At 67.3% G+C, this 21,850-nt stretch carries 16 protein-coding genes and 2 tRNA genes; 7 read left to right on the top strand and 11 right to left on the bottom strand.

From position 1 onward, the window contains the following. Nucleotides 1-103: 103 nt before the first annotated feature. From mraY to LC066_RS05830, 8 genes are all read right to left on the bottom strand, one after another. Entirely contained in the window at nucleotides 104-1,186 is a 1,083-nt protein-coding gene (gene mraY / locus LC066_RS05865; protein ID WP_224897169.1) for a phospho-N-acetylmuramoyl-pentapeptide-transferase, read from the bottom strand. Nucleotides 1,187-1,247: 61 nt separating this feature from the next. Continuing rightward, on the bottom strand, nucleotides 1,248-2,681 hold the full coding sequence (locus LC066_RS05860; RefSeq protein WP_224897167.1) for a UDP-N-acetylmuramoyl-tripeptide--D-alanyl-D-alanine ligase: 1,434 nt from the start codon (nucleotides 2,679-2,681) through the stop codon (nucleotides 1,248-1,250). Beyond that, on the bottom strand, nucleotides 2,678-4,192 hold the full coding sequence (locus LC066_RS05855) for a UDP-N-acetylmuramoyl-L-alanyl-D-glutamate--2,6-diaminopimelate ligase (RefSeq protein WP_224897165.1): 1,515 nt from the start codon (nucleotides 4,190-4,192) through the stop codon (nucleotides 2,678-2,680). The genes LC066_RS05860 and LC066_RS05855 overlap by 4 nt, the downstream gene beginning before the upstream one ends. 112 nt (nucleotides 4,193-4,304) lie before the next feature. Next, nucleotides 4,305-6,092: a peptidoglycan D,D-transpeptidase FtsI family protein gene (locus LC066_RS05850; RefSeq protein ID WP_222476829.1), complete on the bottom strand. Its 1,788-nt coding sequence runs from the start codon at nucleotides 6,090-6,092 to the stop codon at nucleotides 4,305-4,307. Beyond that, entirely contained in the window at nucleotides 6,089-6,484 is a 396-nt protein-coding gene (locus LC066_RS05845; protein WP_222476828.1) for a hypothetical protein, read from the bottom strand. Before LC066_RS05845 ends, LC066_RS05850 begins: the two co-directional genes overlap by 4 nt. Continuing rightward, nucleotides 6,481-7,533 (bottom strand): 16S rRNA (cytosine(1402)-N(4))-methyltransferase RsmH, encoded by a 1,053-nt coding sequence (gene rsmH / locus LC066_RS05840; RefSeq protein WP_224897163.1) that lies wholly within the window; start codon nucleotides 7,531-7,533, stop codon nucleotides 6,481-6,483. The genes LC066_RS05845 and rsmH overlap by 4 nt, the downstream gene beginning before the upstream one ends. 3 nt (nucleotides 7,534-7,536) lie before the next feature. Further along, nucleotides 7,537-8,088, bottom strand: a complete 552-nt coding sequence (locus LC066_RS05835) for a division/cell wall cluster transcriptional repressor MraZ (protein WP_224897161.1) — start codon at nucleotides 8,086-8,088, stop codon at nucleotides 7,537-7,539. Between the two features lie 881 nt (nucleotides 8,089-8,969). Continuing rightward, nucleotides 8,970-10,079: an Mrp/NBP35 family ATP-binding protein gene (locus LC066_RS05830; protein ID WP_224897160.1), complete on the bottom strand. Its 1,110-nt coding sequence runs from the start codon at nucleotides 10,077-10,079 to the stop codon at nucleotides 8,970-8,972. 542 nt (nucleotides 10,080-10,621) lie between these two features. Here LC066_RS05830 and LC066_RS05825 point away from each other — a divergent pair. Then, the gene (locus LC066_RS05825; RefSeq protein WP_222476822.1) at nucleotides 10,622-10,840 is read left to right on the top strand and encodes a DUF1127 domain-containing protein; all 219 of its coding nucleotides are present in this window, start codon (nucleotides 10,622-10,624) and stop codon (nucleotides 10,838-10,840) included. Between the two features lie 992 nt (nucleotides 10,841-11,832). On the opposite strand, the gene LC066_RS05820 is transcribed toward LC066_RS05825, so the two are convergent. After that, entirely contained in the window at nucleotides 11,833-14,268 is a 2,436-nt protein-coding gene (locus LC066_RS05820) for an ATP-dependent helicase (protein WP_224897158.1), read from the bottom strand. 295 nt (nucleotides 14,269-14,563) lie between these two features. Here LC066_RS05820 and LC066_RS05815 point away from each other — a divergent pair, with 295 nt between their 5' ends. Beyond that, complete coding sequence (locus LC066_RS05815; RefSeq protein ID WP_224897155.1) at nucleotides 14,564-18,007, top strand: pyruvate carboxylase; 3,444 nt, start codon at nucleotides 14,564-14,566, stop codon at nucleotides 18,005-18,007. Between the two features lie 219 nt (nucleotides 18,008-18,226). Here the strand turns inward: LC066_RS05815 and LC066_RS05810 are convergent, their stop codons facing one another. Continuing rightward, entirely contained in the window at nucleotides 18,227-18,382 is a 156-nt protein-coding gene (locus LC066_RS05810) for a hypothetical protein (protein ID WP_224897154.1), read from the bottom strand. A 125-nt stretch (nucleotides 18,383-18,507) separates the two neighbouring features. On the opposite strand from LC066_RS05810, the gene LC066_RS05805 reads away from it, so the two are divergent. Next, nucleotides 18,508-19,158, top strand: coding sequence for a thermonuclease family protein (locus tag LC066_RS05805; RefSeq protein ID WP_224897152.1), 651 nt, complete (start codon nucleotides 18,508-18,510; stop codon nucleotides 19,156-19,158). Here LC066_RS05805 and LC066_RS05800 read toward each other — a convergent pair. After that, nucleotides 19,149-19,676 carry a MarR family winged helix-turn-helix transcriptional regulator gene (locus LC066_RS05800; protein ID WP_224897150.1) on the bottom strand — a complete coding sequence of 176 codons (528 nt, stop codon included), beginning with the start codon at nucleotides 19,674-19,676 and terminating at the stop codon, nucleotides 19,149-19,151. The two genes, LC066_RS05805 and LC066_RS05800, sit on opposite strands and share 10 nt — an antisense overlap. 122 nt (nucleotides 19,677-19,798) lie before the next feature. Between LC066_RS05800 and LC066_RS05795 the strand changes: the two genes are divergently transcribed. From LC066_RS05795 to LC066_RS05780, 4 genes are all read left to right on the top strand, one after another. Next, the gene (locus tag LC066_RS05795; RefSeq protein ID WP_224897148.1) at nucleotides 19,799-20,224 is read left to right on the top strand and encodes an organic hydroperoxide resistance protein; all 426 of its coding nucleotides are present in this window, start codon (nucleotides 19,799-19,801) and stop codon (nucleotides 20,222-20,224) included. 173 nt (nucleotides 20,225-20,397) lie between these two features. Next, nucleotides 20,398-20,472: transfer RNA gene (locus LC066_RS05790), tRNA-Gly, on the top strand. Between the two features lie 39 nt (nucleotides 20,473-20,511). Beyond that, nucleotides 20,512-20,586: transfer RNA gene (locus LC066_RS05785), tRNA-Gly, on the top strand. A gap of 152 nt (nucleotides 20,587-20,738) precedes the next feature. Then, the gene (locus tag LC066_RS05780; RefSeq protein WP_224897146.1) at nucleotides 20,739-21,773 is read left to right on the top strand and encodes an ABC transporter ATP-binding protein; all 1,035 of its coding nucleotides are present in this window, start codon (nucleotides 20,739-20,741) and stop codon (nucleotides 21,771-21,773) included. The last annotated feature ends 77 nt before the right edge of the window (nucleotides 21,774-21,850 follow it).

The raw sequence follows: 21,850 nt of genomic DNA, 5'->3' as shown, positions 1-21,850 counted from the left end.
CGCTGTCCCGCCTCTTCTCTTTGCCGGAAATATCCCGGGGGGAATAGAGGGCGCCAGGGCTCAAGGGGGGCAGAGCCCCCGCCCCGCCGGGCCAAGGCCCCGTTCAGCGCAGTTTCAGCGTGGCCAGGCCGACGATTGCCAGGATCAGCGAGATGATCCAGAAGCGGATCACGATAGTCGGTTCCGCCCAGCCCTTCTTCTCGTAGTGGTGGTGGATCGGCGCCATCAGGAAGACACGTTTGCCCGTCCGCTTGAAGTAGAGGACCTGGATGATCACTGACAGCGCCTCGACCACGAAGAGGCCGCCGACGATGCCCAGCACGATCTCGTGCTTGGTGGCCACGGCGATGGCGCCAAGCGCGCCGCCGAGGGCCAGCGACCCGGTGTCGCCCATGAAGACCGCCGCCGGCGGGGCGTTGTACCACAGGAAGCCCAGACCGCCGCCCATCAGGCCCGCCACGAAGATCACGATCTCCCCCGTGCCCGGCACGTAATGCAGGCCGAGGTAGTCGGTAAAGGTGGTGTTGCCGACGAAATAGGCGATCACCCCGAGCGCGGCGGAGGCGATCATCACCGGCATGATCGCCAGCCCGTCCAGCCCGTCGGTCAGGTTCACCGCATTGGCCGCGCCGACGATCACGAACATGGCGAAGGGCACGAAGAAGACACCGAGGTGCAGCAGCACGTCCTTGAAGATCGGGAAGGCCAGGGCAAACTGCATGTCCTCGGGATGGGACCAGGACGCCCAGAGCGAGGCCACCAGCGCGATCAGGAAGCCAAGCAGCAGACGCATGCGCGCCGAGACCCCGGCGGTGTTCTGCTTCGACACCTTGGCATAGTCGTCGGCAAAGCCGATGGCGCCGAAGGACAGTGTCACGAAGAGGACCAGCCAGACATAGGGGTTGTCCCACCGCGCCCAGAAGAGCGTCGCGGTGGTCAGAGCGCCAACGATCAGCAGCCCGCCCATGGTCGGCGTACCGGCCTTCGACAGGTGCCCTTCCGGCCCGTCGGAGCGGATCGGCTGGCCCTTGCCCTGGCTGCGGCGCAAGACGTTGATCAGGCGCGGCCCGAAGAAGAAGCCGAAGAAGAGCGCCGTGAGAAAGGCCCCGCCCGCGCGGAAGGTGATGTAGCGGAAGAGGTTGAACACGTCACCGCCATCGGACAGGGCGGTCAGCCAGTAAAGCATCTGGGAAGGGTCCTTTCGGGCGTATACGGGGGCGGAGCGGGCCGCCGGGTCGGGCGGGGCCTCACTCGTCGGCGGGATGGCTCAGTTTGCGCAGGGCGTCAACCACGGTCGAGACTTTCGACCCCTTGGAGCCCTTGATGAGCACGACATCGCCCGCATCCACCAACCGCAGCGCGTTCGCCGCCAGGGGTTTGGCGGTCTCGCAGAAGCGGCCCCGCTGATGCAGGGGCAGCGCATCGTAGAAGGGTTTCATCCGGCTGCCGACGCAATGGACCAGATCGACCCGTTCCAGCGCCGGGTGCTCGGCCAGGGCGCGGTGCATTTCCATCTCCTGCGCGCCCAGCTCCAGCATCTCGCCCAGAACGGCGATGCGGCGCCCCTGGGCATGACGGCCCAAGTTGTCGCGCGGACGCGAGGCGGCCAGCACGTCCAGCGCCGCCCCCATGGAGGCCGGGTTGGCGTTGAAGGCGTCGTCGATCAGCTCGAAGGACAGCGCGCGGTCCAGCGGGTCGAGGATGCGCCACTGGCGCAGGCCGCGGCCCGGCGGCGGCACCCAGCGACCAAGCGCGGCCAGCGCCAGCGCCCGGTCGAGGCCCAGCACATGGGCCACCGCCAGCACGGCCAGCGCGTTCAAAGCGAAGTGCCGCCCCGCCGCCTGGACCTTCCAGGTGACCGGCGTGCGCCAGGCCCGCGCCTCGCAGACCAGGCAATCCTCGGCCAGGGTGACCTGCATCAGCCGGTGGTGGCAGTTGCGGCTTTCGCCGAAGCGCAGCACCTTGGCCTTCTGCGCCCGCGCCGCGGCCACCAGGATCGGCGTCGTGTCCAGGTCCCCGTTCAGCACCGCCACCCCGCCGGGTTCCAGCCCCTCGACGATGGTGGCCTTTTCCCGCGCGATCCCCTCGATGTTGTCGAAGGCCTCCAAGTGCGCGGCGACAACGGTGGTCACCACCGCCACGTGGGGCCGGGCGAGCCGGGTCAGGGGCGCGATCTCTCCGGGGTGGTTCATGCCGATCTCGATCACCGCCAGTTCGGTGTCGCGCGGCATCCGCGCCAGGGTCAGGGGCACACCCCAATGGTTGTTATAACTGGCCTCGGCGGCGTGGGTCTTGCGTTGCGCGGTGAAGACCTCGCGCAGCATTTCCTTGGTGGAGGTCTTGCCGGCCGAGCCGGTCACCGCCACCACCCGGCCCGTCATCCGGGCGCGGGCGGCACGGGCCAGGCCCTCCAGCCCCTCCAGCACGTTGTCGACGATCAGCAGCGACGCATCGGGGGCGACGCCCTCGGGCACATGGGTGACAAGGGCGGCTGCCGCGCCCTTCTCCAGCGCCTGAGCCACGAACTCATGCCCGTCGCGGGCCGCCGAAAGGGCCACGAAAAGGTCCCCGGGCACCAGGGTGCGGGTGTCGATGGAAACGCCAGAGGCCGTCCAGTCGCCGCGCGCCGCGCCGCCCGTGGCGCGGGCGGCCTCGGCGGCGGGCCACAGATCCGTGCTCATGCCAGCCTCCCGTCGAGGGCGGCAACGGCCACCGAGGCCTGTTCCACGTCATCGAAGGGATAGACGGTGTCACCCACGGTCTGACCGGTCTCATGCCCCTTGCCCGCGATCAGCAGGGCGTCGCCGGGGCCAAGCGCGTCGATGGCGCGCAGGATCGCCTCGGCCCGGTCGCCGACCTCGATCGCCTCGGGGCAGCCCATCAGGACCGCCTGACGGATCGCCGCCGGATCCTCGGAGCGCGGGTTGTCGTCGGTCACGAAGACAAGGTCGGCGTTTTCCGCCGCCGCCTCCCCCATCAGCGGGCGCTTGGTGCGGTCGCGGTCGCCGCCGGCGCCGACGATGCACAGGATGCGGCCCATCACATGCGGGCGCAGTGCCTTCAGGGCGGTGGCCACGGCATCGGGCGTATGGGCATAATCGACGAAGATCGCCGCGCCATTGTCGCGGGTGGCGGCCAGCTGCATCCGGCCGCGCACGCCCTTGAGGTGGGGCAGCACGCCGAAGACCTCGTCCGGGGTTTCCCCGGTCAGTAGGGCAAGGCCCGCCGCCAGCATGACGTTTTCCCCCTGGAACCCGCCGATCAGATCCAGCGGCACCTGGTACTCCTGGCCGTTGAACCCGACGCGCAGGATCTGCCCGTGGGGGGTGAAGCGGCGCGCGATCAGGCGCATCTCGGCCTCCGCCGACTCGCCCACGGTCAGCACGTCCAGCCCATGCTCCTCCGCCCGGGTCGCCATAGTGGTGCCGCGCGCGCCATCGAGGTTGATGACCGCGTGACCTTCCGGCGCAAGGACGCGGGTGAAGAGAGAGGCCTTGGCCTCGAAATAGTCGTTGAAGCTGGCGTGGTAGTCGAGGTGATCCTGCGTCAGGTTGGTGAACCCGCCGGCGGCCAGCACCACGCCGTCCAGTCGCCGCTGCGCCAGCCCGTGGGAGGAGGCCTCCATCGCGCAATGGGTCACCCCGGCATGGGCGGCCTCGGCCAGGACCCGGTGCAGGGTGATCGGCTCGGGCGTGGTATGGGCCAGCGCATGGGTGAAATCCCCCTCGACCCCGGTGGTGCCGAGGTTGATTGCCGTATGCCCCAAGGCCTGCCAGATCTGCCGCAGGAAGGTCGCGACGGAGGTCTTGCCGTTGGTGCCGGTGACGGCGGCCATGATGCGCGGCTGCACGCCGAACCACAGCGCGGCGGCGCAGGCCAGCGCCTGGCGCGGATCCTCGGCCACCACCAGCGCGGCGTCGGAGCCGGTCAGCGCCTCGGCGGCGATGCGCGCGCCTTTGGCATCGGTCAGGATGGCGGCCGCGCCCTGGGTCAGGGCGGTGGCGATGAATTCGGCTCCGTGGATGCGGGTGCCCGGCATGGCGGCGAAGAGAAAGCCCGGCGCCACCTCGCGGCTGTCGACGGCCAGTCCGGTGACCTGCACCTCGCGGCCCGCCCGGGCCGTCAGCCCCAGTTCCGCCAGGCTCTTGGCCCGTGCGCCGCCTCCGTTCACCCTGCCCTGTTCGTCGGTCATTCGCGTCGCCTTTCCGGGCCCCCGCCCACGCTGTGCGCTGTCTCCGCCCCGGCGCCGGGGCCCGGGGGCCGCAGCCCGCAGGCCAGGCCCGCCCGGGGCGTCGCGGGGCGGATCAGTTCGATGTCAGCGTTATATCAGCCGCCGAGACGGGTTCAACGGCAGGCCGCAGGCCCAGCAGGGGGGCGATCCGGCGGATCACCTCGGCCGCGACCGGCACGGCGGTCCAGCCGGCGGTGCGCCGGTCCATGCCGTAGATATGGGTTTCCGGCTCATCCAGCATCAGGATCAGCGTGTAGCGCGGATCGGAGGCCGGGAAGATCGAGGCAAAGGTCGCGATCGTCTTGTCCTCGTAATACCCGCCCGAGGGTCGCAGCTTGTTCGCCGTACCGGTCTTGCCGCCCACCTCGTAGCCCTCGACGTCGCCGAAGGAGGCCGTGCCCTCGGTCACCACCTCGCGCAGCATCTGGCGAAGCGTGGCGGAGGTGCCTTCGGACATCACGCGGGTGCCCTCTGGCGGCGTGTCGCGCCGCAGCAGCGTGGGTTTCAGCAGGCGCCCGCCATTGGCGATGGCGGCATAGGCGGCGGCCACATGGGCCAGCGACACCGACATGCCGTGGCCGTAGGAGACTGTCATCGTCGTCAGCTCGGACCAGTTCGACTGGGTGCGCGGATCGGCGCTGGAGGCTTCCGCGATCTCCAGCGGCACCGTCTCCATCATGCCGAGACGGCGCAGGAATTCCTGCTGCCGTTCCGGCCCGATCTTCTGCGCCAGGCGCGCCGTGCCGATGTTCGAGCTTTCCACCAGGATCTCGCGCACGTCGGTCTCGGTGCCCAGGTAGTGGTCGTCGGAGATCGAGAAGCGGCCCCAGCGGATCGGCCCGCGAATGTCGATCACCGTGTCGGGGGTGGCGATGCCTTCCTCCAGCACCTGGGCGATGGTGAAGGCCTTGAAGACGGAGCCCAGCTCATACACGCCCTGCACCGCGCGGTTGAACAGCGGGCTGTCGTCGGGATGCCCCGAGGTCGGGTTGTGCGGGCGGTCGTTGGGGTCGAAATCGGGCAGGCTGGCCATGGCCACGACCTCGCCGCTGTCGACATCCATCAGCACGGCTGCCGCGCCCTTGGCCTTCATCAGGGACATGCCGCCCGCCAGCACCTGTTCCAGCGCCGCCTGCACCGTCAGGTCCAGCGACAGGCGCAGGGGCTGCCCGGCCTTGGCCGGGTCGCGCAGCCGTTCGTCAAAGGCATGTTCCAGTCCGGCGGAGCCCTTGATCTCGGCCCAGCGGGTGCCTTCGTTGTCGAAGGTGGAGCCGCCCAGGATATGCGCCGCGATCGGCCCGTTGGGATAAAGCCGCATCTCGCGCGGGCCGAAATGCAGGCCCGGCTCGCCGATATCATGCACCTGCTGGCGCTGTTCGGGGCTGAGGGTGCGACGGATCCAGTAGAATTTCGATCCCGGCGTGGTGAACCGACGGGTCAGGGTCTCGGCATCCAGTTCTGGGAAGATCTTCGCCAGTTCCTCGGCCGCGCGCTCGGGCTCGATCATCTGGTGCGGGTGCGCATAAAGCGCCGAGGTCTCCATGTTGGTCGCCAGGATGCGACCCCGGCGGTCGACGATCTCCGCCCGCGTCGGCACGATCTGCGCGACCCCGGCCCGGGCGGTGCGCGGCTCCTCCCCCTCGGAGCCGGCCATGACGCCCATGCGCAGGCCGATGACCGAGAAGGCACAGAAGAAGGCCAACCCCATGACCAGCAGCCGGGTTTCGGCGCGGGCACGGGAATGATCCCGCATCTCCTCGTGGCGGCGGCGGATGTTCTCACGCTCGATCACGTCGGGGTTCTCGCCCCGGGCGCGGGCGTCGAGGATGCGGGCCAGCGGGCGCAGCGGCGTGCGAGTCATTCCGCGCCCTCCGTGCTGTCATCGGCGCCGCTCTGGTCGGGGGCGGGCCCCAGCGAAGAGACATCGACGGGATTGTTGAACACCACCTCCGCTTCCGGCGCGGGGGCCGGCGGGAAGCGGACCTGGGCCACCTTGCCGAACTGCGACGGGTCCAGCGGCTGCAGTTGCAGGTCGGGGAAATTGATCTCGGCCAGGTCGCGCAGGCGATCGGGCCGGTTCAGGTAGGCCCATTCGGCGCGCAGCATGTTCAGCCGGGCCCGAGCCCGCGCGATGTCGTCCTGCAGCTGTTCGGACTGCGCGATGGCCGACTGGGTTTCATAGTTCTCGCGGTAGGCCCAGAAGGCCAGGCCGATCACCGACAGGGCGGAAATCAGGTAGAGAAAGGTCCTCATCGTCTTCTTCCTCCTTTGCCGCCGGGTTTCGCCGCGCCGGGCATGCCCATGGCGGCACGATCGACATCCTCGGCGGGGGCACTGGTGCGGAATCCGACGCGCAGGCGGGCGGACCGCGAGCGGGGGTTCACGGCCAGTTCGTCGTCATCCGGGCCGATGCCCTTCTTTGTCTTCTGGGTGAAGGCGGCGGCCTCGGCCTCCTGCACGGGGGCGTAGCGGTTCACGTTGCCGGAATGGCCGGTGCGCAGCTGGAAGAAGCGTTTCACCATCCGGTCCTCGATCGAGTGGAAGGTGACCACGGCCAGCGCGCCACCCGGTGGCAGGGCACGTTCGGCGGCCATCAGCCCCTCGGCCAGGGCACCGTATTCGTCGTTCACCGCGATGCGCAGCGCCTGGAAGCTGCGGGTGGCGGCGTGGCTCTGCCCCGGCTTGGTGCGCGGCAGGGTGCGTTCGATCAGCTCGGCCAGGCGCAGGGTGGTGGTGATCGGCGCCTCTTCGCGGGCCCGCACGATGGCGCGGGCGATGCGGCGCGAGGCACGCTCCTCGCCGTAAAGGTAGAGGATGTCGGCCAGCGGCCCCTCTTCCATCTCGTTCACCAGGTCCGCCGCCGACGGCCCCGACTGCGACATGCGCATGTCCAGCGGGCCGTCGCGCAGGAAGGAGAAGCCCCGTTCCGCCAGGTCCAGCTGCATGGAAGAGACCCCGAGGTCGAGCACGATCCCCGCAAGCCCTTCGGGCGCATGGGTTTCGGCCACGGCATCCATGTTTGCAAAGTTCTCCTGCACGATTTGCAGACGATCCCCCCAGGCGGGCGCCCAGCTTTCGGCCATCTGCAAGGCCAGCGGATCCTGATCGATGCCAATCACCCGGTCCGCGCCGGCCTCCAGCAGGCCGCGGGCATAGCCGCCGGCGCCGAAGGTGCCGTCGATCCAGGTGCCGGTGACCGGGGCCACGGCCGCCAGCAGCGGGCGCAACAGGACCGGCACATGCGGGGCCTCGGCCTTGGCTTCGGGCCCGGAGGTGGAAGGGGTCTCGGGGCGATCAGCCATCTCTCACTCCTCCGTCGGGACAACAGAGAGATGTGGGCGCGCCTGGGCCTCGGCGCGCAGGTCATCCAGCAGCGCCTCGGGATCGAAATCTTCGTCCTCACCGTCCAGCAGGGCCTCCTGCTCCTCGACCATGGCGTCGTAGGCCTCGGGCCGCCAGATCTGGAACGTCTTGCCGACGCCGGCGAACAGCACGGTTTCACCCGCCCCAACGCCGATCTTCTCGCGCAGCTTGGCGGGCAGGACGATGCGGCCCGTGTCGTCGATGGCAAATTCGGTGGACTGGGAGATGTACCAGCGGCGCATCAGCTTGGTGCGCGGCTTCGACTGCGGCAGACGCAGGATCATCTCGACCGTCTCGGACATGGTCTCGGCCGAGTAGCATTCCACGTGATTGTCGAGGTGGCCGCCGAAGACGGCATACATGCGGGCGGTCTTGCCGGGGGCGTATTCGCTGTCCTGGGATTCGAGCACGGCACGGAACTTGGCCGGGATGGAGACCCGACCCTTGGAGTCCACCTTGAACTCCTCCTCACCCGTGAACCTTTTTTCGCTCAAGGTTCCACTCGTCCCCTGCCCCCCTTGACCTGATTCTCCAGATGCGATTCCCTGAAACGGAAAACGGCGGATAGGACTGCTGCCACTGCCCTATCCGCCGCCCTCGTCCCGTTTCCGGGTAGTCCGACTGCGCGCGGCCACCTGGGGGGATGTCTGCTCGCCCCGCGCGCCGGATCTCTGGTTATGTGTGATGAAGGCGGGGCCTGTACTACTCACTGCCTTGGGACATCTTGGGAGGTCTTGCGCCTCTTGGGCCCCTATGTGTTCCCGTCCTCATCTGTCGTCATGGTTGTCACGGGATTTCATGGAACGCAAATGGTTTTTGCGGGATTTCATGGGAAAATCTAGTCCGTGAGGCCTCCGCGAAACAAGGTCTTGGGGTGCCAGGCCGACCAGGAGAGCTCAATTAGCGGAGCGCCAGGGGCCAAAACACCAGATATGGTACCCCCAGCAGGCCCACGCCATGTGTGCCGGAAAGTCCCATGCCGGACCACCAGTCGCGCGAAATCGAGGTAAAGGCAGGCTGAATCCCATGTCAGCCCACCCCATTCCACGGTCACGTCGGGGTGATTCGCTGCGAGCGGAAAGCGATTGGTTCGTGAGGGACGGTCAAAACCGCCGGTGGCGGCCCATCCCACACCCTGACCCATCCGATCCCACGGCCAGTGCCCGGCTATCCCATGACCCGGTGCCGTGGGATCCCATGGTCTGTGCCGGGCGATCCCATGGGAATGCCCCATGCCCTCCCACGACCAAGAGCCACCAGGAACGCGCGCCGGCCGGAGCCATCAAGAACGGGCAGCAAAAGACCCCCGGCACAGCGGCGCCGGGGGTCTAGGAAGACGTGGCCTCACCTGACGGATCGCGCACCAGCCGACGGATCAGGCCAAGCCATCTTCGATCAGTCGGTTTGCCAGGGCGGCATAGGCCGCCGCCTGCTTGTCGTCGCCCAGGGCAATCGGCGTGCCGGCATCCCCAGCCAGCCGCGTCTCCAGGTCCAGCGGCAGCGCGCCCAGCAGGGGCACGCCCAGCTTCGCGGCCTCGGCGGCGACGCCACCATGACCGAAGGGATGCGCCTCATGCCCGCATTCGGGACAGATGTAAGACGCCATGTTCTCGATCATGCCGACCAGCGGCACCTTCAGGGTCTGGAACATGTCGATGGCCTTGCGCGCATCCAGCAGCGCCACATCCTGCGGGGTCGAGACGATGATCGCCCCGTCCAGGGCAGAACGCTGGCCCAGCGTCAGCTGCACGTCGCCCGTGCCCGGCGGCAGGTCGATCAGCAGCACGTCCAGCTCGCCCCATTTCACCTGGGTCATCATCTGCTGCAGCGCCCCCATGAGCATCGGTCCCCGCCAGACCACGGCCTTGGTCTCGTCCAGCATCAGCCCGATCGACATCAGCGTGACACCATGGGCGGTCAGCGGTTCGATCGTCTGGCCGTCGGGCGAGGCGGGCCGTTTGGTGGCGCCCATCATGCGCGGCTGCGACGGGCCATAAATGTCGGCATCCAGCAGCCCCACCTTCTTGCCCTGTTTCGCCAGGGCCACGGCGAGGTTCGACGAGACGGTGGACTTGCCCACCCCACCCTTGCCGGAGCCGATAGCCAGGACATGCTTGATGCCCGCCGGCTTCATCGGCGCGGTCTGGGGCTTCGGGTGGCCACCGATCTTCAGGCTGGGGGCGGAGTCCCCGCCGGCGGGTGCCGCCGGCGCGCTGCGCGGGACGCCCGTGGGCTTGCCCTCGTGGGCGGTCAAGGCGGCACTCGCCTTCTCCACCCCCGGCAGCGCCTGCACCAACTCCTCGGCCGCGGCGCGGATCGCCTCCATCTTGCGGGCGGTCGCGGGATCGGGGGCCTCGATGACGAACCGCACCTGAGAGCCGTCGACGGACAGCGCACGCACCATGTCCCGACTGACGAGATTGCCCCCGTCGGGCAGGGTCAGGCGTTTCAGTTCGTCCAGAATCTGGTCACGGGTCACGGTCACGGGGGCACTCCTTCTGGCCAACGACGGGCTTTGGGCCAAGGTGCGCATTTTGACGCGCGGAACAAGGGGGCGTGGCCGCTTGAGGCCCCGCAACCGATTGCGCCGCGGCGCACAGACTTTCTGCACCGCAGCATCCGCGTTAACCAAAGCGGTTTGGGGCGTCGTCGATGTGGACCGGGAAAATCACCTCAAACGCCAAAGCTGACTCAGGCGCTTCATTTTCGTGCAAACATGTTGTGCGACGTGGCGTCACGACGCGCGGTCTTGTTTTACTGGGCCTGCGTTCACATTCCGCCCAGAAATCGGGCAGCCGTGACCACGTAACTTTAGGTCATCAATGCTTATGCGCTTGCTGCATAGCGGCGTTGTAGAACGGGTCATTGTGCATCCGCAGCAAATGCGCAAATAAGGTTCCAACAGCAGCGGCGAGGCAAGCCGGAACGTTAGCGCCAACACGAGGCGCCACCGCCCGGCCCCAGACCCGCAACACCAGTTTCGACCGTTTCAACGTTGTCGAGTTCGTTACGTGAAGGATGAGTAAGATGGCATACGCAACGCAATCTCCGGCCGCTCTGGCCCCCCAGCAAGGTTTCTCCCGGATCCTGGGGTCGGTCGCGACCCGTTACGCCCGCTACTCCAAATACCGGCGCAGCATCTCCGAGCTGTCCGCTCTCACCAACCGTGAGCTGTCGGACCTGGGCCTGCACCGTTCGATGATCAAGTCGGTCGCCTACGAGGAAGCTTACGGCGCCTCGGCGTAACGACACTTGGGATCAGTCGGCCCTCTCCTCCTCCCTGGGCCACTGAGACTGGCGGCGGTGCCTCTCCTCCTCCCTGGCACCGCCGCACCTATATCGGGGCTGAACGCTCCAACAGTTCGCCACCCTCTCCTCCTCCCTGGGTGGTGATGTCAGGACCGGCGGGAGCTCTCCTCCTCCCTGCTCCCGCCGGACACTGACCACAGATACGGTCGCTCTCTCCTCCTCCCTGAGCGATCGTTGTATTCCGGAGATGCCTCTCCTCCTCCCTGGCATCTTCGGACCCATACAGGGGACGTTCCGAAAGGTCCTTCCCCAGACATACGCCGCCCTCTCCTCCTCCCTGGGCGCGCGTTGTTCCCGGAGATGCCTCTCCTCCTCCCTGGCATCTCCGGACCCACACAGGGGACGTTCCGAAAGGTCCTTCCCCAGACATACGCCGCCCTCTCCTCCTCCCTGGGCGCGCGTTGTTCCCGGAGATGCCTCTCCTCCTCCCTGGCATCTCCGGACCTACATAGGGGACGTTCCGAAAGGTCCTTCCCCAGTCTTTCGCCGCTCTCTCCTCCTCCCTGAGCGGTGACGCCAAGACCGGCGGGAGCTCTCCTCCTCCCTGCTCCCGCCGGACACTTGGACCCCATACGCGGCCCCTCTCCTCCTCCCTGGGTCCGCGTTGAATGACGGCGGCGCTCTCTCCTCCTCCCTGAGCGCCGCCGTTTTTCTTTTTCAGGACATGAGAAACGGGAACGGGTGCTTCCCCTTTGCTGAGGGCTGCATCCAACGGGTGCTTCCCGGGACGCAGGTCAGCTCCGTGAGTATTTCCGACAAGGTGAAGCAGGGGGGCAGCGCGATACAGGGCATGGAGCCGCGCGGGATCGGGCGGTCCGATCGCCCTTGGTAAAAGTAGGCCACCCTACAGCCGAGCTGCGGCTGCGGCGTCCTTTCGGGGACACCAGATCAAGGTAGCTGCAGGAGAGGATCCGGCCAGCCAAGCGCCCTCAGAAGGGGACGTCGTCGGGGTTAGTGACGAATTTCGCCACGACCTTCTTCACCCCGGCCTTGTCGAAGGCAATCTCCAGCTTGTCGCCCTCGACGCCCAGGATCTCGCCATAGCCGAATTTCTGGTGGAAAACCCGCTCGCCCACCGTGTGAGTCGAGGCCGCCGTCATGTCGATGACCGAGCCGCGGGTTTCGCGCGGCTGGCTGACCGGACGGTCCGAGGCACGTGCCTGCATCCGGCGCCAGCCGGGGGAGTTGTAGACATTGGCCTCCGCCATGCGGCTCTCCATGCCCGACTGCACCGATCCGCCCGAGGCCGCGCCATAGCCGCCGCCGTAGAGGCCCGGGGGCGTCAGCACTTCCACGTCCTCCTCGGACAGCTCATCGATGAATCGCGAGGGCAGCTGGCTTTGCCACTGGCCGAAGACGCGCCGATTGCCGGCGAAGGAGATCGTGCAAAGCTCCTCCGCGCGGGTGATGCCGACGTAGGCCAGGCGGCGTTCCTCCTCCAGACCCTTGAGGCCCGATTCGTCCATAGACCGCTGCGACGGGAACAGCCCATCTTCCCAACCGGGCAGGAAGATCACCGGGAATTCCAGCCCCTTGGCGGCGTGCAGCGTCATGATCGAGACCTTGGGCTCATCCCCCGACTGCTCGTTGTCCATCACCAGGCTGACGTGTTCGAGGAACCCCTGGAGGTTGTCGAAATTGTCCAGCTGGCTGACCAGTTCCTTGAGGTTTTCAAGCCGGCCGGGCGCCTCAGGCGTCTTGTCGTTCTGCCACATCTCCGTGTAGCCGCTCTCGTCCAGGATCTGTTCGGCCAGTTCGACGTGGGAAAACGGGGCCTGCGGGCGGTCGTCATCCATCACCACGTCGTCCTCGTCCGCCAGGGTCGTGGCGGTGGCATGCAGCCGCGCCACCTCGTGCCAGCGGTCGATCTGGTCGATGAACAGCGACAGCTGCGCCGCGCCCTTGCCGGTCAGCCCCTTGTCCTGCAGCAGGATCCGGGCGCCATCCAGCAGCGAGGTGCCGTTTGCGCGCGCCACCATCTGGATCTTCTGCCGGGCCTTGTCGCCCAAGCCTCGCTTGGGGGTGTTGACGATGCGCTCGAACGCAAGGTCATCGGCGGGCGAGGTCACCAGGCGGAAATAGCCCATGGCATCGCGAATCTCGAGCCGTTCGTAGAATCGCGGACCGCCGATCACCTTGTAGGGCAGACCGATGGTCAGGAACCGATCCTCGAAGGCGCGCATCTGGTGCGAGGCGCGCACGAGAATCGCCATGTCGTCCGCCGAATAGGGGCGCAGGCCCCGTGTGCCCTTCTCCAGCGCCTCGATCTCATCCCCGATCCAGCGAGCTTCCTCGTCGCCATCCCAGTGGCCGATCAGGCGAAGCTTCTCGCCCTCCTCCGCTTGGGTCCAGAGCGTCTTGCCCAGCCGATTCTCGTTGCCGGAAATCACCGAGGTCGCTGCGGCCAGGATATGCGGGGTGGAGCGATAGTTCTGTTCCAGCCGGACCACCTTGGCGCCCGGAAAATCCTTTTCGAACCGCAGGATGTTGCCCACCTCGGCGCCGCGCCAGCCATAGATCGACTGGTCGTCGTCCCCCACGCAGCAGATGTTCTTGTGCCCGCCGGCCAGCAGCCGCAACCACATGTACTGCGCCACGTTGGTATCCTGGTATTCGTCCACCAGGATGTACTTGAACCACCGCTGGTACTGGGCCAGCAGATCGGGATGCGCCTGGAAGATGGTGACCATGTGCAGCAGCAGGTCGCCGAAATCGACCGCGTTCAGCTCCCGCAGGCGGGTCTGGTAATGATCGTAAAGCTCCGTGCCGCGGTTGTTGAAATGCGCGGCCTCGGCACTGGGCACCTTGGAGGGCATCCAGCAGCGGTTCTTCCAATGGTCGATCAGCCCGGCCAGCTGGCGCGCGGGCCAGCGTTTCTCGTCGATGTTGGCGGCCGAGATCACCTGTTTCAGCAGGCGGATCTGGTCATCGCTGTCGAGGATGGTGAAGTTCGACTTCAGCCCGGCCAGTTCGGCATGGCGGCGCAACAGTTTCACGCAGATGGCGTGGAAGGTGCCCATCCAGCGGACGGATTCGCGCACGCCGAAGGGCGGCGCGGCCAGCCGGTCCTTCATCTCCTTCGCGGCCTTGTTGGTGAAGGTGACGCAGAGGATTTCGTCCGGGCGGGCGCGGCCCGTGGTCATCAGATGCGCCACGCGCGCCATCAGGGCCTTGGTCTTGCCGGTGCCGGCGCCGGCCAGCATCAGGACCGGGCCGTCCAGCGTTTCCACCGCCTCGCGCTGCGCCGGGTTCAGGTCGTCCAGATAGGCCGTGCTGCGCATCCCCGCCATCGCCTGCTGGCTGAGGGATCCGCGTGCGGGGGCGGCGGCCGCTTCGAAAGCGTCGTCTTCGGAATAACTGCTCATGCGCGCCAGAATAACGAAAAGCGGCAACGAGGAAAAGAGACGTTCCCATTCTGTTCCTACGCTTTTCGCGCGCGTCCGGCCACGGCGCCAGGCGCATGGCTGCGCCGGGGTCGGCCACAGCCTTCGGCATAGCGGGCCCGCTCTGGCTGAGTGTTTGCGCAATCAAGCTATTCGCCACGCGGGATAATTGTTCACGCAAATTACTTCCAGACTTGCGCTGCGTTGCGGCATCGCGTTTGCTGTCCGAAAGGACGGCGCCCGCGCCGCGACCCTAGCCTGCAGACGAGGAGCAGACATGGCCGAATTCCAGAAAATTCTCATCGCGAACCGGGGCGAAATCGCCATCCGGATCATGCGTGCGGCAAACGAGATGGGCAAGAAAACCGTCGCCATCTATGCCGAGGAGGACAAGCTGGGGCTGCATCGCTTCAAGGCGGACGAGGCCTACAAGATCGGGGAGGGCCTGGGCCCTGTCGCCGCCTACCTGTCGATCGAGGAGATCATCCGCGTCGCCAAGATGTCCGGCGCCGATGCGATCCACCCGGGCTACGGCCTGCTGTCGGAGAACCCCGAGTTTGTCGATGCCTGTGTCGCCGCCGGCATCACCTTCATCGGGCCCCGGGCCGAAACCATGCGGGCGCTTGGCGACAAGGCCAGCGCGCGCAAGGTGGCCATCGCCGCCGGCGTACCGGTGATTCCCGCCACCGAAGTGCTGGGCGACGATTTCGATGCCATCGAGAAAGAGGCCGGCGAAATCGGCTATCCCCTGATGCTGAAAGCCAGCTGGGGCGGCGGCGGGCGCGGCATGCGCCCGATCAACGGTCCGGAGGAGCTGAAGGAGAAAGTGCTGGAAGGCCGGCGCGAGGCCGAGGCCGCCTTCGGCAATGGCGAGGGCTATCTGGAGAAGATGATCACCCGCGCCCGCCACGTCGAGGTGCAGATCCTGGGCGACCAGCAGGGGCATATCTACCACCTCTACGAACGCGACTGTTCGGTCCAGCGCCGCAACCAGAAGGTCGTGGAACGCGCCCCTGCCCCGTACCTAAGCGAGGCGCAGCGCGAGGAGATCTGCGAGCTGGGCCGCAAGATCTGTGCCCATGTGAATTACGAATGCGCGGGCACGGTCGAGTTCCTGATGGATATGGACACCGGCGCCTTCTACTTCATCGAGGTGAACCCCCGCGTGCAGGTGGAACATACCGTCACCGAGGAAGTGACCGGTATCGACATCGTGCAGGCGCAGATCATGATCGCCGAGGGCAAGAGCCTGTCGGAAGCCACCGGCAAGGCCAGCCAGTATGACGTGCGCCTGACCGGCCACGCCCTGCAGACCCGGATTACCACCGAAGATCCGCAGAACAACTTCATCCCCGACTATGGCCGCATCAGCGCCTATCGCTCCGCCACCGGGATGGGCATCCGCCTGGACGGCGGCACGGCCTACGCCGGCGGGGTGATCACCCGTTACTACGACAGCCTGCTGGTCAAGGTGACGGCCAGCGCCCAGACGCCAGAGAAAGCCATCGCGCGAATGGACCGTGCCCTGCGCGAGTTCCGCATTCGCGGGGTCAGCACCAACATCGCCTTCGTGCAGAACCTGCTGAAGCACCCGACCTTCCTCAACAACCAGTACACGACGAAGTTCATCGACACGACGCCGGAGCTGTTCGATTTCCGCACCCCCGCCGACCGGGGCACCAAGGTGCTGACCTACATCGCCGACGTGACGGTGAACGGTCACCCGGAAACCAAGGGTCGCGCCGGCCTGCCCGAGGGGTTCAAGCTGCCCAGCCCGCCGCCCGCCGGGCCGGAGGTGCCCCCCGGCTCGAAGACCCTGCTGGACGAGAAGGGCCCGAAGGCCGTGGCGGACTGGATGCTGGCGCATGAGCCGCTGCTGATCACCGACACGACCATGCGCGACGGCCACCAGTCGCTGCTGGCCACCCGCATGCGCTCGGTCGACATGATCCGCGCCGCGCCCAGCTATGCCGCCAACCTGCCGCAGCTGTTCAGCCTGGAATGCTGGGGCGGCGCCACCTTCGACGTCGCCTTCCGTTTCCTGCAGGAAGATCCCTGGCAGCGGCTGCGCGACATTCGCGCCGCCTGCCCCAACATCCTGACCCAGATGCTGCTGCGCGGCTCGAACGGGGTGGGCTACACCAACTACCCCGACAACGTGGTGCAATCCTTCGTGAAACAGGCCGCCGAGACCGGCATGGACGTCTTCCGCGTCTTCGACAGCCTGAACTGGGTGGAGAACATGCGCGTCGCCATGGATGCAGTGATCGACACCGGCAAGATCTGCGAAGGCACCGTCTGCTACACCGGCGACATCCTGAACCCCGACCGGGCGAAGTATGACCTGAAATACTACGTCGCCATGGCGAAGGAGCTGGAGGCCGCCGGCGCCCATGTGCTGGGCGTGAAGGACATGGCGGGCCTGCTGAAACCCTCCGCCGCGCGGGTGCTGTTCAAGGCGCTGAAGGACGAGATCCAGATCCCCATCCACTTCCACACCCATGACACCTCGGGCATCGCGGGCGCCACCATCCTGGCCGCCGCCGAGGCCGGCGTGGATGCCGCCGATGCGGCGATGGACAGCTTCTCCGGCAACACCTCGCAGCCGACGCTCGGCTCGATCGTCGAGGCGCTGATGTTCACCGACCGCGACACCGGGCTGGATATCGAACAGATCCGCCAGATGTCGGATTACTGGGAAGCAGTGCGGGCGCAATACGTGGCCTTCGAATCCGGCATGCAGGCCCCCGCATCGGAGGTCTACCTGCATGAGATGCCCGGCGGTCAGTTCACAAACCTGAAGGCGCAGGCGCGGTCCATGGGGCTGGAAGAACGCTGGCACGAGGTGGCGCACACCTATGCCCAGGTGAACCAGATGTTCGGCGACATCGTGAAGGTCACGCCCTCGTCCAAGGTGGTGGGCGACATGGCCCTGATGATGGTCAGCCAGGGCCTGACCCGCGAGGAGGTCGAGGACCCGGATCGCGAAATTTCCTTCCCCGACAGCGTGATCGACATGATGCGCGGCAATCTGGGCCAGCCCCCGGGCGGCTTCCCGCCCGCGCTGGTGGCCAAGATCCTGAAGGGCGAGGCGCCCAACACCGAGCGCCCCGGCGCCCATCTGCCCCCCGTCGACTTCGAGGCGGTGCGCCGCGAAATCTCCGAAAAGCTCGGCGGGCGGGAGATCGACGACGAGGACGTCAATTCCTACCTGATGTACCCCAAGGTGTTCCTCGACTACGCCACCCGCCACGAGCTCTATGGCCCCGTCCGCACCCTGCCCACGAAGACCTTCTTCTACGGCATGGAACAGGGCGAGGAGATCTCGGCGGAGATCGATCCGGGCAAGACGCTGGAGATCCGGCTGCAGGCCGTGGGCGAAACCCATGAGGATGGCGAGGCGCGGGTCTTCTTCGAGCTGAATGGCCAGCCGCGGGTGATCCGGGTGGCCGACCGCTCCGCCACCGGCGGCGCGGCGGCACGGCCCAAGGCGGACCCGACGAACGCCGCCCATGTGGCCGCGCCGATGCCGGGTGTCGTGGCCTCCATCGGGGTCAACGCTGGCCAGGCGGTGAAACAGGGTGACCTGATCCTGACCATCGAGGCGATGAAGATGGAAACCGGCCTGCACGCCGACCGCGACGGCACGATCAAGGCCGTGCATGTCACCCCGGGCGCGCAGATCGACGCCAAGGACCTGCTGGTGGAATACGACGACTGAGGAGACTGCAGGGGGCGCTGCCCCCGCCGCCGAAGGGCGGCAGATGGGAGGAAAAAGGGGGCTCTGCCCCCGCCGCCCTGCGGGCGCCTCCCCCGGAGCATTTCCAGCCATCGTATATGAGAAAGGGCGCCCCGTGAGGCGCCCTTTTTCCTGCAAGCCTTGGGGTTCGGGTGGCTTCGCGCTGCGTTCAGGCCCTGCGCGGCCGCCCGTGCCGAAGCCTCAGCCCTCCTTGCGCTCCGCGGCCTTCTTCATCCGCGCCAGAAGATCAGCCTTCGACGGGCGCCCCTTCTGCCCGGCGGCGCGATCCTGGCCCTTCTCGGTGTGACGCGGCACGCCCTTGTGCGGCTTGGCCGCGCCCATCTTCGAATAATCCATGGCTGTCTCCTTGGCCCATGCTGTCGCTGCTCATGCCTCTTTACCACGCCTCCGGCAAGCGCTTGCTCGCCCGGGCCGTTCAGGACTAGGTCTTTCGTTAACCTTCGTTAACACTTGGACCTCCCATGCGCCTGCCCCTCCTGCTGCTGCTCTGCCTCATCCTGCCGGTCTCGGCCCTGGCGCGAGAGGTGAAGGGCCCCGCGCGGATCATCGACGGCGACACGCTGGAGCTGCGCGGCCAGGTCGTGCGCCTGCTGGACATCGACGCGCCGGAAACCGGGCAGGACTGCCATGGCGCCCCCTGCGGCGCAGAGGCCACTGCCTTTCTGAAACGCCTGACGGCGCGGCAGCAGGTCACCTGCCGGGGGGATGAGGTGGATGCCTACGACCGACTGCTGGCTCGTTGCTCCGTCGCCGGTCGTGACCTGGGCGCCGAAATGGTGCTGGCCGGCCAGGCTGTCGCCTTCCGCCGCTACGGGCTGACCTATATCGACCAGGAAAAGGTGGCCCGGATCGAGGGGCGCGGCCTCTGGGCGCGGGGCACGCCAGTGATGCCCTGGGACTACCGCGCCGGGCGCTGGCAACAGACCGCGGCCAGCGCGCCGCAGGCCGACTGTCCGATCAAGGGCAACATTAATGGCAAGGGTCAGCGCATCTACCACACCCCCTATTCCGCCCACTATGACCGGACCCGGATCAACACCGCCAAGGGTGAACGCTGGTTCTGCAGCGAGGCCGAGGCCCTGGCCGCCGGCTGGCGCGCGCCCTACCGCTGATCGCCTTCGCCCCGAGACTGTGCCCGCGCCTCGGTCTCCGCGATCTCGCGCCGCAACGCGCGCAGGGTGGCCAGGCTCTGGTGATAGCTTTCTTCGGTCATCCCGCCGTCACGGGCGATGCAGCCCGGCACCTCCGCCGCCTCGGCCGCACGGGCCCGCCCGGCCTCTGTCAGCCGGATCTCCACCCGCCGTTCATCCGCCTGCGACCGCACCCGATCCAACAGGCCCGCCCCCTGCATCCGTTTCAGCAGGGGCGACAGGGTATTGGTCTCCATCGACAGCGCCCGGCCGATCTCGCCCACCCCCTGCCCGTCCTTTTCATGCAGCAGCAAGAGGACCAGGAACTGCGGATAGGTCAGCGACAACCGTTCCAGATAGGGCGCATAGAGCCGGATGAAGGCGTGGCTGGCGGCGTAGAGGTTGAAGCACAGCAGGGCCTCCGTTGCGGCCAGGGGCGCGTCGGGTTCTTTTACAGCGGCGCCAGGCAGTGGCGCGGAGGGATCAGGGGCCTGCGTCATGTTTCCGAGATAGATCGCAGGCGATTTTATCGCAAGTGCGCGCCAAGGCCTTGCCAGCGGGACAAGGGGCCCTAACTGTATCGCATGCGACCTAATCGCTCTCGACTCGAAAGGAGCCCCTCATGTCCATCACCCCGCTCTACACCACCAGCGCCTTAGCAACCGGCGGTCGCGAAGGGCGCGCCGAAACTGCCGATGGCGCCCTGTCGGTCGCCCTGGTCACCCCGAAGGAGCTGGGCGGCGCCGGTGGCGACGGCACCAACCCCGAACAGATGTTCGCCGCAGGCTACGCCGCCTGCTTCCTTTCGGCGCTGAAGGCCGTCGCCCGGGGACAGAAGATCAAGGTGCCTGACACCGCGACGGCCAAAGCAGAGGTCTCGATCGGAAAGCGCGCGGATGACGGGTTCGCCCTGCAGGTGGCGATCACGGTCGACCTGCCCGGTCTGGAGGCCGACACGGCGGATCAGCTGATTAGCGCCGCCCATGAGGTCTGCCCCTACAGCCATGCCACCCGGGGCAATATCGACGTGACCGTGGGCCGCGCCTGAGCGGCACGCCTTGCAGCAAAGGCCGGGACGCCAGCGCGCCCCGGCCTGTCACCGGGGCGCCGGACCAGCCGCCCCTGAGGTCAGGCGCGCGTCGGAAAATTTCCGCGAAAAGCCCGAATTTTCCTCTTGCAGCCGCCGGGCCGTCTTTGTACATCGTGCCTCACCAAAAGGAAGCGGGCGTAGCTCAGGGGTAGAGCATTACCTTGCCAAGGTAAGGGTCGGGCGTTCGAATCGCCTCGCCCGCTCCATTTTGGACCCCAGACAGGGACCCACCTGTCGAACCGGATGCGGGCGTAGCTCAGGGGTAGAGCATTACCTTGCCAAGGTAAGGGTCGGGCGTTCGAATCGCCTCGCCCGCTCCAATTTCTCTCTTACAGACCAGCCTTTGCCCTTCGGGGCCGGTGACGTTTCTGGACGTCGTGCACGGCTTGGCGGTGTCGCAAAAGCTTCACGCGGCTTGCTCTTAACTTGATACGCATCCCATACTAAACCGTCGGTCAAAAGAGGGTCAGGTATGGCGGTCAGCATCACCGATGCAGTGAAGCGGTTCGGCGCGGAAACAGCCGTCGACGGGATCTCTGTCGAGATTCCCGAGGGCGCTTTCTTCACTGTGCTCGGCCCCTCCGGCTGCGGCAAGTCCACCCTGCTGCGCCTGATCGCCGGGCTGGAACCTCTCGACGGCGGCGAGATTCGCCTGAACGGCGCCCCGGCCTCCGGCGCCGACATCCACGTGCCACCCGAGGATCGCGATGTCGCCGTGGTGTTCCAGACCTACGCCCTCTGGCCCCACATGGACGTGACCGGCAATGTCTCCTTTCCGCTGGAATGCGACGGCATGCCCCGGGCCCGCGCCCGCGAGGCCGCACAGGCGCATCTGCAGACCGTCTCGCTGACCCCCTATGCCACACGGAAGCCGGCCGAACTGTCGGGCGGGCAGCGCCAGCGGGTCGCCCTGGCCCGCTGCCTGGCCAGCGGAGCCAGGATCGTCCTGATGGATGAACCCCTGGCCAACCTCGACCCGCATCTGCGCACGCGGATGGAAGAGGAACTGGCCGCGTTCCACGCCGCATCTGGCGCGACGATCATCTACATCACCCACGACCAGCGCGAAGCGATGGCGCTTGCCACGCGGATCGCCGTGATGGAAGACGGCCGTTTCGCCCAGGAGGGCACGCCCGAAGAGATCCACGACCGGCCCGCCAGTGAGCATGTGGCGCGCTTCATCGGGCAATCCGCAGTCCTCGATGCGCATTTCGCCGATGGCCTGGCCGATCTTGGTCCCGTCCAGGTGCCACTGGCCGAGGCCGCGCGCCACCGGCAGGGTCCGGGCCGCGTGGTGATCCGCCCCGCCGACCTGCGACGGACGGATCCCGGCAGCCCCGAGGCGCTGCGCGGCACCGTCTCGCGCGTGACCTATCGCGGCGGCCACTGGGAGGCCCTTGCCGAGGTGCCGGGACTGGCCGAGCCCCTGCCCTTCAGCTGCGCGCGCCCCTTGCAACGCGGCGAAGCCGTCAGCCTGCGCGCCGGCCCGGTCTGGGCGATGCCCTGACGCCGACCTTACCCCGGACCTGCGCGCCCCTCCCCTTATGTACTGCTGATGCCGGGTCCCCGTACCCGCCCGTGACG

It is taken from the genome of Pseudooceanicola marinus, from assembly GCF_020177265.1.
Taxonomy (GTDB): Bacteria; Pseudomonadota; Alphaproteobacteria; order Rhodobacterales; family Rhodobacteraceae; genus Pseudooceanicola; species Pseudooceanicola marinus_A.
This window is presented reverse-complemented; position numbering and strand designations above follow the sequence as displayed.

Coding starts and splice junctions, on each gene's coding strand:
- LC066_RS05810 (WP_224897154.1), bottom strand. CDS start 18,382: ATGGATTATTCGAAGATGGGCGCGGCCAAGCCGCACAAGGGCGTGCCG.
- LC066_RS05850 (WP_222476829.1), bottom strand. CDS start 6,092: ATGACTCGCACGCCGCTGCGCCCGCTGGCCCGCATCCTCGACGCCCGC.
- LC066_RS05805 (WP_224897152.1), top strand. CDS start 18,508: ATGCGCCTGCCCCTCCTGCTGCTGCTCTGCCTCATCCTGCCGGTCTCG.
- LC066_RS05820 (WP_224897158.1), bottom strand. CDS start 14,268: ATGAGCAGTTATTCCGAAGACGACGCTTTCGAAGCGGCCGCCGCCCCC.
- LC066_RS05795 (WP_224897148.1), top strand. CDS start 19,799: ATGTCCATCACCCCGCTCTACACCACCAGCGCCTTAGCAACCGGCGGT.
- LC066_RS05800 (WP_224897150.1), bottom strand. CDS start 19,676: ATGACGCAGGCCCCTGATCCCTCCGCGCCACTGCCTGGCGCCGCTGTA.
- LC066_RS05860 (WP_224897167.1), bottom strand. CDS start 2,681: ATGAGCACGGATCTGTGGCCCGCCGCCGAGGCCGCCCGCGCCACGGGC.
- rsmH (WP_224897163.1), bottom strand. CDS start 7,533: ATGGCTGATCGCCCCGAGACCCCTTCCACCTCCGGGCCCGAAGCCAAG.
- LC066_RS05780 (WP_224897146.1), top strand. CDS start 20,739: ATGGCGGTCAGCATCACCGATGCAGTGAAGCGGTTCGGCGCGGAAACA.
- LC066_RS05815 (WP_224897155.1), top strand. CDS start 14,564: ATGGCCGAATTCCAGAAAATTCTCATCGCGAACCGGGGCGAAATCGCC.
- LC066_RS05845 (WP_222476828.1), bottom strand. CDS start 6,484: ATGAGGACCTTTCTCTACCTGATTTCCGCCCTGTCGGTGATCGGCCTG.
- LC066_RS05855 (WP_224897165.1), bottom strand. CDS start 4,192: ATGACCGACGAACAGGGCAGGGTGAACGGAGGCGGCGCACGGGCCAAG.
- LC066_RS05825 (WP_222476822.1), top strand. CDS start 10,622: ATGGCATACGCAACGCAATCTCCGGCCGCTCTGGCCCCCCAGCAAGGT.
- mraY (WP_224897169.1), bottom strand. CDS start 1,186: ATGCTTTACTGGCTGACCGCCCTGTCCGATGGCGGTGACGTGTTCAAC.